The following is an 11,981-nucleotide window of genomic DNA, read 5'->3' as shown; positions in this document are numbered from 1 at the left end:
AGATGTGTATAAGAGACAGGAATTAATCCATCCTAAAAGTGATGAAAAAACTGTAGTCTTTGAATAAGTGGTTAATCCAAAGATTAGAATAGCTATAGTTCCAATAATTAGTAGGAAATGAAATTTGTATTTAAAGTGTTTAGCTAACTTCTGACCTTCCTCTTTATTGATTTGCTGAGATTGAGCAGGTGTTATGGTTTGAGCCTGTGATAGTAAACCTTGACTTTCAATCAAAGCTATATCCTCCTCAATTAGGTTCAAGGTTTGTTGTAGTAGTTTTAGTTCGTTGCGAGTACGATCGCTGAGGGGAAATTCGCGGCGAATGGCTTCATCAAACACCTGACGATAGCGTTGGAGCTTGTGTCGATGTTCGCGATAGGGTTCAATCACCTCTGCTTCGATCAAAGTTGCTTCCCGGTAGGATAGACCTAATTTCTCCCGTTGCACTTCTAACGCGGTACGAGCAATTTCAGAAATTTCACCTTGTTGAGCAAATCGCTCGACTTCCTTGCGGTAACGGGATTGTGGATCACTCACAGGGGCATGGACTAAATGGATCTTGAAGCCCTCTTTGACAGCGTAGATTTCTGGTTTCATTGAGGTGGTGACTTCTCGGACTTTGCCACTAGCGTACTCATGCAATTCATCGACCGAAATCATTCCGTCATTATCGAGATCAGCCAGTCCCGTCTCAATGCCTTCTACGAGATAACGGGTATAAATTGAGAGTCGATCGCTGGCTTGCTCAAAGGAATACTGGGTGGAGGCAGAGGATGTGAGAATTGCTCGACCTTCACCCCCCAATTGCGATCGCACATCGATCGAGCCATCATCCTTAGCGGCTAACCCTTCCGCAAAAGCGCCACCAAAACAGCAGTCCAGTACGACCACCTGACGTTTTGATCGACTGTAATTCATCACATCATGCACAAAACTGGCGGGTACCGTCGTGGCTTTGACTAGTTCGCCATTGGGATGCTTACGAGTGCTGCGAGTGGCAAAAAATAATCTGCCATTGTCGTCTTTGATTCCATGCCCTGAAAAGAACAGCAAGACTAAATCATCTTTGGCGCGACCTGTAAATAACGCCTCGATCGCCTCCTGCATCTCCATTGGCACAGGATTGATCAAGGTTTTCACCTCATCAAAGTGACCAATCTCCGGGTTTTGCAAAATTGCCTGAATAGCTTCCACATCTTGAACAGCGGCGGGAAGTGGCTTTAAATCAGGCAGATACTCGCTGACTCCAATCAGCAGGGCTACCTTGCTCATACTGCCCCCTAAACATTTTCTAAGAATGCCTGGGCTTGTTGCATGACAAAGGCAAACTCTTCGCGGCTACTAGCTTCTAGCTCTAGTTCTTTGCCACTGGGAGTTTTAACTTTTAACTTGAGGGGCTTATTACCTAAGCGATCGCCCAAAAAGGTCAGCACCTTCAAACAGTTGGCTGGACTAATATCAACCCGTAATAGATCAATCAAGAAATTGCCGCCAGCTTTACTATGCTCTGGAATATTGGGGTCAGCAATTCGCTCAACGGCTGCAACTTCATCCATATCTGCTAGCTCATTTCGCAGCGATCGCACCTTCCGATCCAACTCTTCCTCATCTGCCTCTGGATCACATAAGCGGAGCGTCAGCTCAATATGGGATGATGTCATCATCTGCTTTTTCCTGATGGTAGTAGTGCAGCGCCTGGAGTGTGATTACATAACTACCACAGTTATAACCAAGAGCAATAGCAGATCCTAGAATTTCAACAAAATTTTTCGACTAGAACATAGCCAGAGACAGATGGCAGGTTTCATACAACCGACGACTTCTACCGTAGAGACAGTTGCTCAAAACAAGCCCTATAAATTCCTTCACCCTAGAGCAAACTTACAACGGCTGGTCGATCGCGGCGTTTGCCAGGGCTTCGCAATAGCTGTCCCAAATCACCATGGCAATGACAAACGCGAATAGCACCAGAATCTCGGGACGACGGCTTAAGACTTGCAAGCTCAGACAGGACTCCACATCCGGCGGCAAAGAGGGCTGAAGCTGTTCCTCTTGCAACTGAATGTCCCAGAGCAAGCGTTTGATTAATGCAAGCGTCCGGTCGATTGCATCCATTTCGTGGTCTACCTGCAAGAGTTGCGACGGAAAAGACACGATCGCGGGTTCAACGGCAACTTCATCCATGTTCTGGAACTCGCTGTGACACCTGTGAGTGATTATACCCTAATCATCTAGATGGTTTCATGCGTACACACTTTAAGTCCTGTTAACCTTCCACCGCCAAACTAAGTTAAACCACTCCAGCCTGGGAAGAGGGTCGCAATCTCCTGCTAGATCAGGACTTGCCGACAATCCCCAGAGGATCACTATAGGATGAAAGAAATCTGATCATTCAACGTAATCATTCAGGATTCATGGATAGTAATAGTCTGGCTCGGTATATCGAAGCGACCAATGGCATTTCTAAACCCTGGTTATTAGTCCAACTCCGGTTGAAAAAGCTAGAGGAACGGCGGCATACAATCCCGCCTGAAGAATATATGCAGGAAGTGGAAAGTTTGCATCAGGAATTGATGAATTTAGGTGAGTGGTGGGTTGGTCTTGAAGATGAGGTGTTTTAAAAATTATGGCTAGACGGAAGACGGCTCCAACTGAAATTAATTTGATGGATTCCCAATACTACTTTAATCGGGAGTTGAGTTGGTTAGAGTTTAACAATCGGGTATTACATGAGGCATTTGATCCTCGCACACCCCTGTTAGAACGGCTCAAGTTTTTAGCGATTTTTAGCTCGAACCTGGATGAATTTTTCATGGTGCGAGTCGCGGCTCTGAAGCAACAGGTTGAGGCAGGGGTATCACAACTAACCCCCGATGGTCGTACTCCCCAAGAGCAGCTTGATTTGATTAGCCAGCGTTTGCGACCGATGGTAGTCCAGCAACACCAACACTTTGAGCAGGCGATTCGTCCTCAAATGGCGGCGCATGGCATTCATCTTTTGGACTACATTGATCTCAATCAAGAACAACGATCGTATTTACAAAATTATTTTCAGGAGCAAATTTTTCCGGTATTAACCCCACTCGCGATCGATCCCAGTCATCCCTTTCCGCATATTTCTACCCTGAGTTTAAACCTGGCGGTAGTGATTAAAGATCCCGTCACAGAAGACGAGTTATTTGCCAGGGTCAAAGTGCCGAATATTTTGCCCCGATTTCTTGCCCTACCGGATAATTTAAAGGTGCGAGAAAATGATGTGGCGGCTGCCTGGACAGGTGTCCCATTAGAACAGGTGATTGCTCATAATTTAGATGCCCTATTTCCGGGGATGAATGTGCAGGAATATTATCTGTTTCGGGTCACACGCGATGGAGATTTGGAGTTAGAAGAAGACGAAGCCGATGATTTGTTGCTGGCGATCGAGCAAGAACTGCGGAAACGGCGGTTTGGTGGCTCGGTCGTGCGCTTAGAAGTGCAGTCCTCGATGCCAGCGACCGTCCGGGAATGGCTATTAAAAATTCCTTGTTCAACTCGCGATCCAGAGAATAAAGATTTAGATCTGTGTGAATCCGACATCTATGAAATCGACGGGTTGATGTGTTTACGGGATTTAATGTCTTTTCTGGGATTACCCTTAGCTGACCTGAAAGATCCGTCCTGGAGTTCCTCTGTTCCCGCCCGATTACGCCGCCTGGGCGATCCCACGGAGGAGGGTGGTTCGCCGGATGGGGAAGAGGATATGTTCTCCCTGATTCGCAAACATGATGTGTTGGTGCATCATCCTTACCATTCGTTCTCCCGCACTGTGCAGCGGTTCATTACGGAAGCGGCTCAAGATCCGAATGTTTTAGCGATTAAGATGACGCTCTATCGCACGTCTGGTGACTCGCCGATCATCAATGCCTTAATTACGGCAGCCGAAAATGGCAAGCAGGTGGCGGCTCTAGTGGAGCTAAAAGCCCGCTTTGATGAAGCCAATAACATCAACTGGGCGCGGAAGCTTGAGCGATCGGGAGTCCATGTTGTTTACGGATTAGTCGGTTTAAAGACCCATACCAAAGTGGTGTTGGTGGTGCGGCAGGATGAAGGGCGAATTCGTCGCTATGTTCACATTGGCACCGGCAACTACAACCCGAAAACGGCGCGACTTTATACCGATCTAGGGTTACTCAGTTGTCGGGAAGACTTAGGAGCGGATCTGACTGATTTGTTTAACCATCTGACGGGCTATTCCCGGCAGCGATCGTACCGCAAATTGCTCGTTGCCCCAGTGAGTCTGCGCGATCGCATGTTAGCGCTAATTCGGCGGGAGGCTGAAAATGCCAAAGCTGGCGGCTCAGGTCGAATTGTCGCCAAGATGAATGCTCTGGTGGATCAGCAGATTATCGTGGCGTTATATGAAGCGTCACAGGCGGGAGTTCAAGTCGATTTAATTGTGCGGGGGATGTGCTGCCTGCGTCCGGGTGTACCAGGGATTAGCGAAAACATTCGGGTCGTTAGTATTGTCGGGCGGTTTCTGGAACACTCCCGAATTTTCTACTTTTATAACCAGGGTCAGGAAGAGATCTTCATTGGCAGTGCTGATTGGATGCCGCGCAACCTGAATCGGCGGGTGGAAGCCGTTGTGCCGATCGAAGACCCTACGCTCGCCAAAGATCTGCAAGAGGTTCTGGCAATCCTGTTGTCGGATAACCGTCAGGCATGGGACTTACAGGCTGATGGTCGCTATGTCCAACGTCGTCCAGCGGCAGATACCCCCGAACAAAGTTCGCAACGGTTGTTCATGGAACTTGTGCATCAATAACGCGCAACTCAATATTTAAACAACGAAACTTAGGAGTCTGGATAGCCCCAGGCTCCTTTTAAAGTGGCAAAATTTGGCAAAACGCCAACCATCATACCTCGATCGCAAATGATTGCAACAATTTTTTTGTCGAACGATTGCAAGGCAGGTTTGGCTAGGGTGGTAGTTGCCCATTTAAACCTTGGTCGATCGTGGCATCGTTATTGATCAACCTGCGTCGATCTAGCGGTTAATCACTGCCAAAAAACCTCCCATAATGCCTTGTTTTACAGGGTATTGCACGATTGTAAACAAAACTTCATATTACTTGTGGAAAACTCATTGCAACCTGTGGAAAGACATAAAAATTAAGGATTTTTTTCATAGAAAACCGAGCATTTGGGAAGAAGTTTGCTAAAGTTGGAGGCAATTTTACGCAACTTTTTGCCTATCCCTATGTGAGTGTGTATGAGTGCCGAATTGCCTTCTAACTCAATTGAAAATGATCTGATCGAAGCAGACGCGATCGATCATGATTTCGACTTAGATCTAGCTGAACTGGAAGAAGACTTAGCTGCCATTGGTGAAATTCCGAAGCGAGCCCCGATCAAGATCACCAAAGCAGAACGGCTAGGGTTGTCGGATGATTCGGTGGGCTTATTTCTGCGGGAGATGGCACGGTATCCCCTATTAACCCAGGCTCAAGAAATTGAACTAGCGCGGGAAATTGTGAAAGGTGGGGTCAGAGGTGAGCAAGCGAAACGGAAGTTAGTCCGCTCCAATCTGCGTTTAGTCGTGTCGATCGCCAAGAAATATCTCAATCGTGGTGTGCCCTTTCTGGATCTGATCCAGGAAGGAGCCATGGGATTGATGCGAGCCGCTGAAAAGTTCGACTACGAACGGGGTTATAAGTTCTCGACCTATGCCTACTGGTGGATTCGTCAGGGGATTACCCGCGCGATCGCCTCCCAGTCCCGAACGGTGCGCCTGCCCGTTCACATGGTTGAAAAACTGAATCAAGTCCGCAAAGCGCGGCAAACCCTATCGCAACAACTCGGTCGCAAACCCACCAAACAGGAGATTGCGGCGGCTCTGGAAATTGATGAGGACAAACTTGACCAAGTGCTAGATGTCAGCCAGGGGACGTTATCCCTTCATGCCTGGGTGGGGCGGGAAGAGGATACGGAACTGATGCAGTTGATTGAGGATGCCGATAATGTGGCACCGAATGATTCTCTGGATCACAAGCTGTTGTGCGATCGCTTGAATTCGGTGTTGGATCATTTGAGCGATCGAGAGCGAGAAATCATCAAACTCCGGTTTGGTTTAACCGATGGGCAGCATTATACGCTCTCGGAAATTGGTGAACTGTATCATTTATCGCGGGAGCGAGTCCGCCAGATTCAGGCGAAAGCCATGCGAAAACTGCGTCACCCCCGACGGCAAGCTCTGTTAAAAGACTGGATGCGTTAGGTTCTAAATCTGTCTTGGCATAGGGCTATCTGGCTCCTATTAGCCGATGATTTGAGGTCGAAATATGATCCTGTCCTCTGAATCCCCCACATTTGGGGGACTTTGATTGTTTGCTTCCCTCCAGAATTAGGGGATTCGGGACAGAGTGCTATCTCTAATCTAGAATTGATTGACTGTTCCGCCCTAAACGGAGCGATCGCTCGATGCCTCCGGAAAGGTCTGCTTGAATTCATCTAACAGATCGTCCATTTCCTCGATCGCCTGATTGACATCAATGCGGAGTGTGCCTAAATCTGGTTTTTCCAGCAATCGCACCAGGGATTCCCGTTTGCTGGCAATTTGGGCAATCTGTTCCCGTATGGTCAGAGGGTCAATCATGTCAGCTCCTTCACCCGTAGTTGGCTTAAATCGGGAATGCTCCCGTCCCTATTCTAAAGGCTGGCAACCGGATGCAGAATCTGTCATCTGATAGTGGGATTGCTCGCCGCGATCGTTATCGCAGAAACGGCGGGCGTTTGACATCGACCGGCTTACTTTTGACAACTTCATCAATAAATCGCTTCAGGGCCTGTTCCCGGTTTTTCATGAATGCCGCCCAAAATCCCGGTTGGAATTCATCCATCGTCTTTGCGATCGCCCAAATATCGACTGCCAGAATGTTATATAGCATCTCATCCTCTCGCTTCAGGGAATTGAGTTGCTCTAGTAACAGACTGTCCCTAACCACCCGCCGATTTTCATCTTTAAGCATAATTGTACGCCGCTGAGCGAAGTTAGTTAATATACTCCCTGTCCATTTCTACCTGCAAGACCCACAACACACAATCCGCATTCAGGCTGAGTCCGCCATGAGGTGCAACAGTCAGGGATAATAAAGCAGTTCTATCTATAGGTTGCCCACCTGATTAGCTCTATGTTACGTCAAACCTCTTTGGGATTGCTGGGTCTGGTGGTTGGGGCTGCCCTGACGATCGTTGGCTTCGGCGCTTACTTTACGAATAATGCCACACTAAATCTCGTGGGATTTTTCTATGGCATTCCATTACTGTTGGGTGGGTTAGCCCTGAGAGCCGCCGAATTGAAACCGGTTCCAGTCACAGAACCCATCTCCGATCGGGTCGCTACCCTGCGTCAGCAACAGGCAACCGCCACGCAGACCAAGATCCGAAATGATGTCACTCGCTATCGCTATGGGCAAAAGGCTCACCTCGATAGTTCACTCAGCTTCCTGGGACTTAGCCCCACGGATGAAGAACGTCCGGTACTGACGGGAATTCGGGAAGTCGAAACGGATGGCGCTTACACGTTGGTTCTACAATTCCAATCGCCGCTGATTCCCCTGGCAACCTGGCAACCGAAGCAGGACAAAATGACTACGTTTTTTGGGCCGAATGTGCAAGTTGTGATCAGCCAACCTGCCCCAGCCCAAATTGATCTGGCATTAATCTCTACTGTTCAGGAACCCGGCTAAGCCAGGGCACGTCTTCCCCTGTAGTCAGGTCTATTTTTCCAACCGCACCGCGTACCACTGGAGAAATTGACCGGGGGCAACGTCAAATTCACAGGATGTCTCTAGCAAATACCGAGCCTGTTCGTCGATCGCCGTAAACCGCTGTAATTCTCGCGGTAAGTTGTCCTGGCGGTCTGCCAAAATGCCCTTTAATTTCTCTAGCATTTCGGCAGTGCTGAGAAACTGTTCGGCTTGACCAGGCTCTAACACGACAAACGTATCACTCTCATATAACCGGGGATCTACCATGCCGGGATGCCTCAAACTGCGGTCGATCGCTCCTATTGTCTCAGATCGTCCCTGGATTTGGGCATCGCCTCTAGCCGAGTGACGGTTCCAGCCTGCTGATGGCATCGACAACCAGATAGACTCGCTCTCAAATCTTTGTTGCCTGGATCAAACCGATTTTGTCACATGTACTATCCCATCCCCTACATCTCAATCTCAAAATTGGGTTTCATCGCCTAGTTAACTCGCCAATGTAATTCAGTTCAATCATTCAATGACATCATTTTTTGCCGAAGGTTGACTCAATTTTCGGCAAATTTCTGATGGAGTCATCGTCAAAGGTCAGCAGTTATTCTTCTATTTAAAGTCTGGAAGATCTGGCTAAATAACTAGGATTAAATCCGCCATATTTACTCTGTTTGCAAAAGAATTATTCGATCAAATTTCTGCCAATTCTCTGGAACTTATTCCTCGGTTTGTTCGACTCTAGATATAACTACGCACAACAACCGTTTGTACTTGAAGGATATGATTATGCAACTCTCTCTAAACAGTGTAAAAGCGATCGCTGCCGTTTCTGCCTTAGCACTGACTACTGTATCCTTAATGGCGAATTCTGCCTCTGCCCAACCCATGCGTTTCAGTGATAGCTACATCGGGGCAGGGATTGCAGGCGGTGTCACCAGTGGCGGACAGGGCGGTGACGATGCTAAATTTGGCGGCAATATTCAAGGACGGATCGGAGTTAAAGAAGTCCCTGTTTCAGTTCGTGGTGCAGTAATTTTCAGTGATGAAACTGCCGCGATCGTACCTTCTGTTACTTATGACCAACGAATTTCTGATAACGCTAACGTCTATGCTGGAGTTGGTTATTCCTTTGTCGAAAAAGATGGCAAGAATACTCCACTGGGTAACAGAGATTCTGTTGTTCTGACCGTGGGTGCAGAAGCGGGTGTCGTGAAGAATGTTGTGGTTTATGGTGATGCGAAATGGGGAATTAACGCTTACCAAAACAGCAAAGCAGACTCCCTCAGCTTCCAGGCTGGTGTTGGTTATCGCTTCTAAATCATTGCTGGTAAGTTTCGATCAGTAATGGGTGCTAACTAACTCGGAAATTGCTCTACCAACTACAGTCTAGATTCCCTCATATTGAACCGATCGGTATGAGGGAATTTTGTTGTAGCCTATGGGCTAGGGAGCAATTCAAGACTGGCAAACCCCCTGATGGATGGAATGATATGAGTCTGATTCAGCCACTCGGACGTTGGATGGCAACCGATGCAGATGGTTATTTAGTCAATGAGTGTGCCTGGGAGCGCATCCAAGCGCCCTGGCATGATCTTGTCTCTGATTTACGCCATGCCTGTATTAACCAATGGGGCGATCGCCTGCATAGTCTGTATCTGCGAGGTTCTGTTCCACGCGGTCTGGCCATTCCCGAGGTATCCGACCTGGACAGTATCGCCATTTTTGGGGATCAGCCAGCATCCACGGTAGCGGTGGCAATTGAATCCCTACAAACGGAATTAACCCAACGCTATCGTTTTTGTCCCAAAGTAGAGGTTGCCCTGCTATCCCTGGCGGATCTGCGATCGCCGGAGTCGCCCTGGCAGGCGATCGTCCAAACGCAAGGATTATGTATTTATGGAGAAGATCTGCGATCGCAGTTACCCCGCTTTAAGCCGGGACGGGCACTGATCAGCCATGCCTTTGATCTAGCAGCAGATCTGGCGGAAACTCAAGCATTTTTGCGGCAGTTGCCGGATGACTATCCTCCCCACGACACCCGGATTAAAGCCCGTTGTCGGTGGATCACTCGCCGCATGGTACGAACTGGATTTGAATTAGTTATGACTACTGAGGGCACATTTACCCGGGACTTGTATCCCTGCTATGTCAGCTTTTCGCGCTATTTTCCAGCCCAGGAACTTTTGATGCGTAAAGCTCTGGAACTGGCAATTCAACCCTCAAGTAATCGGGTAGGGCTGCTGATGTTTCTCAGTCATTTTGGCACCTGGCTGGTGGAAACGGTGGAATCCACATTTCCCCTGGTGGCTTAATCGGCAACCAGCAACACTCCTGTCGTCACCAACTCGGTCAGCAAGGGGATGACATCCGCTTTCAAATCCAGATCCGGTGCCCAATCTGCTAGTTCCATTAAGTTAAAGCCATTGGGTTGAAATAGTTTGGGAATCAGGTCGTCAGGCAGACCTTTGAGGGTAACTTGCTTTGTCCCGATCGTCACCTGGTGATGAGCTACACCTAACGTAGTAATCTGCATCGTCTGGAATTTAGGACGGATAAACCGAGTTTCCATAGCATTGGGGAAAATATCCAATCCCAGTTGTGCCGGGAACGAGAACGGAGTAATCGGCTGAATTTGCTGGCTCAGGTGGTCATAATAACGCTGCCTGAAGCTGGACTGTTGCAGCGTCTCATACAGGTGGTGGCGTAATTTTTCGAGTTGCTCCTCTAATGCCTGCGGATCGCCCTGGCAAACAAGCGGCAAATTTTGTCGCCATAGGGGATCATCTTGCAGTTCGCTGACCAGCCATGCCAGCCAGTCAATTCCCGTTTGACAATTAATCCCCAGGGTCAGGTGGAGGGAGGGCAGTTGCCCCGCGATCGCATAGTGCCAGTGTCCGCGCGGAATATAGAGGACATCTCCCGGTTGCAACCGACATTGCAGATAAGGCGGTTCATCTGGCGGCAGATGCTCAGAGGAGTTGTAGACCAGGGGATCCGGGATGGTATCCCGGAAGACAACCCATTCTTTGTCTCCCTCAATTTGTAGAATCAACACATCATGGGTGTCAAAATGGGTGTCAAATCCTTGCTGCTGCGCCGGAGAAGCATAGAGGTTCACCTGTCCCGAATATCCGAGTTCGTGATAAACGGCTTTTGCCAGTTCGGACACCGAGGGCACCAACTCATCCACACTATTGATGATCAATGTGGCTCCCTGCTGTAAACAGTCCCGCCACTGGCTGCGATCGGGTTGAAGCAGCGCTTGACCGTCCTGAGAAAAGCGGAGATGGGGATCGCCAAGCCGATGAAAATTTAATAAGTAATTTAGATCTTTCCAGGAAAATAAGGTCTGAAACTTTTTTCTCGTTGCATCTGGGATATGAATCGCCTGGTGAGCCCAGTCTTGCGTTAAAAACCGTTCCAGTGAGTAAGGAGCTAGAATTCCCTTCAGTGTTTCCATAACCGCGACGATGAATGACTAAAACCTGACTCCATGTTTTTTGTAGTCCAGATTCATATCCTGGCACAGTTAAAATGCCTCGCATCCCATGCCAGGAGAGCAGCCCTAGCCGCCGCCGGGTCAGGTAGCTGACCTTTGAGCGTAGTTACAGCCGTTTTCATATGAATGCACCCCCCTTGTCAATTCGGTCAGCCCCCTACCTCCCTCAACTCTGGGGGACTTTGGCGCTTGTTTCCTCCAGAATATCGCCTGACGGCACCGTAGAAAGGGGAGCTAAGGGGCAAACACTGCGGTCAGCAATTACCGGGAAATCTGCCGTAATCCGCGAATGGGCTGGATCACACGGATGGGTTGCCGCCGCAGGGGAACCTGACGACGGATGCTGGCGGGCAGGCGATTATAGAGTCGTCTTGTGTCGTTATTGCGCTGACCATCGTTATTGCGTCGGCTATCATTATTTTGTTGAATCACTCGAATCTGTTGCCCACGCAGAGGAATCTGACGACGGATGCCGGGAAGTCGGAGGGAGCGCTGTCCAGAGTCACTATTACGTTGATTGTCGTTACTGCGTTGATTGTCAAAATCGTTGTTGGCAACGAAGATAGGCTGAGCGGCGGTTTGGTTTAGATCAACCACTTCTACTTCGATCGGCGATCGACGGGTCAGGAGGTCTACATTCGCAGGGCTCACAGCCGCCTGTGCCGCGATCGGCAACATCACACCGGACTTGATGCCCAGCAGTAAGCTCATTAATAATTTTGGACTCATGTTATTCTCCG

At 48.7% G+C, this 11,981-nt stretch carries 14 protein-coding genes; 6 read left to right on the top strand and 8 right to left on the bottom strand.

Features of this window, described 5'->3' with window-relative positions:
* From ACN4EK_RS22345 to ACN4EK_RS22335, 3 genes are all read right to left on the bottom strand, one after another.
* A partial coding sequence (locus ACN4EK_RS22345; RefSeq protein ID WP_431660511.1) for a caspase family protein occupies window positions 1-1,272 on the bottom strand: 1,272 nt, incomplete at its 3' end.
* Window positions 1,273-1,280: 8 nt separating this feature from the next.
* Entirely contained in the window at window positions 1,281-1,664 is a 384-nt protein-coding gene (locus ACN4EK_RS22340; protein WP_431660510.1) for a hypothetical protein, read from the bottom strand.
* A gap of 217 nt (window positions 1,665-1,881) precedes the next feature.
* A complete protein-coding gene (locus tag ACN4EK_RS22335) occupies window positions 1,882-2,184 on the bottom strand; it encodes a hypothetical protein (protein WP_431660509.1) in 303 nt (100 codons plus the stop codon).
* Between the two features lie 230 nt (window positions 2,185-2,414).
* On the opposite strand from ACN4EK_RS22335, the gene ACN4EK_RS22330 reads away from it, so the two are divergent.
* The 3 genes from ACN4EK_RS22330 to ACN4EK_RS22320 all read left to right on the top strand — a co-directional run bounded on the left by ACN4EK_RS22330 (window position 2,415) and on the right by ACN4EK_RS22320 (window position 6,256).
* Window positions 2,415-2,621, top strand: coding sequence for a hypothetical protein (locus ACN4EK_RS22330; RefSeq protein ID WP_431660508.1), 207 nt, complete (start codon window positions 2,415-2,417; stop codon window positions 2,619-2,621).
* A gap of 5 nt (window positions 2,622-2,626) precedes the next feature.
* Complete coding sequence (ppk1, locus tag ACN4EK_RS22325; RefSeq protein ID WP_431660507.1) at window positions 2,627-4,804, top strand: polyphosphate kinase 1; 2,178 nt, start codon at window positions 2,627-2,629, stop codon at window positions 4,802-4,804.
* Window positions 4,805-5,251: 447 nt separating this feature from the next.
* Window positions 5,252-6,256, top strand: a complete 1,005-nt coding sequence (locus tag ACN4EK_RS22320) for a sigma-70 family RNA polymerase sigma factor (protein WP_431660506.1) — start codon at window positions 5,252-5,254, stop codon at window positions 6,254-6,256.
* A 183-nt stretch (window positions 6,257-6,439) separates the two neighbouring features.
* Here the strand turns inward: ACN4EK_RS22320 and ACN4EK_RS22315 are convergent, their stop codons facing one another.
* Window positions 6,440-6,634 (bottom strand): hypothetical protein, encoded by a 195-nt coding sequence (locus ACN4EK_RS22315; RefSeq protein ID WP_431660504.1) that lies wholly within the window; start codon window positions 6,632-6,634, stop codon window positions 6,440-6,442.
* A 115-nt stretch (window positions 6,635-6,749) separates the two neighbouring features.
* Window positions 6,750-7,007, bottom strand: a complete 258-nt coding sequence (locus ACN4EK_RS22310; RefSeq protein ID WP_431660502.1) for a hypothetical protein — start codon at window positions 7,005-7,007, stop codon at window positions 6,750-6,752.
* A gap of 162 nt (window positions 7,008-7,169) precedes the next feature.
* On the opposite strand from ACN4EK_RS22310, the gene ACN4EK_RS22305 reads away from it, so the two are divergent.
* A complete protein-coding gene (locus tag ACN4EK_RS22305) occupies window positions 7,170-7,727 on the top strand; it encodes a DUF2854 domain-containing protein (protein ID WP_431660500.1) in 558 nt (185 codons plus the stop codon).
* A 30-nt stretch (window positions 7,728-7,757) separates the two neighbouring features.
* Here the strand turns inward: ACN4EK_RS22305 and ACN4EK_RS22300 are convergent, their stop codons facing one another.
* Window positions 7,758-8,120, bottom strand: coding sequence for a CRR7 family NDH-1 assembly protein (locus tag ACN4EK_RS22300; RefSeq protein WP_431660498.1), 363 nt, complete (start codon window positions 8,118-8,120; stop codon window positions 7,758-7,760).
* 408 nt (window positions 8,121-8,528) lie between these two features.
* Between ACN4EK_RS22300 and ACN4EK_RS22295 the strand changes: the two genes are divergently transcribed.
* Together ACN4EK_RS22295 and ACN4EK_RS22290 are read left to right on the top strand one after the other, a co-directional pair.
* Window positions 8,529-9,059: an outer membrane beta-barrel protein gene (locus ACN4EK_RS22295; RefSeq protein WP_431660497.1), complete on the top strand. Its 531-nt coding sequence runs from the start codon at window positions 8,529-8,531 to the stop codon at window positions 9,057-9,059.
* 173 nt (window positions 9,060-9,232) lie between these two features.
* Entirely contained in the window at window positions 9,233-10,054 is an 822-nt protein-coding gene (locus tag ACN4EK_RS22290) for a hypothetical protein (RefSeq protein ID WP_431660495.1), read from the top strand.
* On the opposite strand, the gene ACN4EK_RS22285 is transcribed toward ACN4EK_RS22290, so the two are convergent.
* Complete coding sequence (locus tag ACN4EK_RS22285; RefSeq protein ID WP_431660494.1) at window positions 10,051-11,202, bottom strand: JmjC domain-containing protein; 1,152 nt, start codon at window positions 11,200-11,202, stop codon at window positions 10,051-10,053. The two genes, ACN4EK_RS22290 and ACN4EK_RS22285, sit on opposite strands and share 4 nt — an antisense overlap.
* 300 nt (window positions 11,203-11,502) lie before the next feature.
* The gene (locus tag ACN4EK_RS22280) at window positions 11,503-11,970 is read right to left on the bottom strand and encodes a hypothetical protein (protein WP_431660493.1); all 468 of its coding nucleotides are present in this window, start codon (window positions 11,968-11,970) and stop codon (window positions 11,503-11,505) included.
* Window positions 11,971-11,981 lie beyond the last annotated feature (11 nt).

Origin of the sequence: Pantanalinema rosaneae CENA516 (genome assembly GCF_050753385.1) — a bacterium.
Classification (GTDB): Bacteria; Cyanobacteriota; Cyanobacteriia; order Leptolyngbyales; family Leptolyngbyaceae; genus Pantanalinema; species Pantanalinema rosaneae.
The sequence above is the reverse complement of the archived record's forward strand: the minus strand, read 5'-3'. Positions and strand labels throughout refer to the sequence as shown.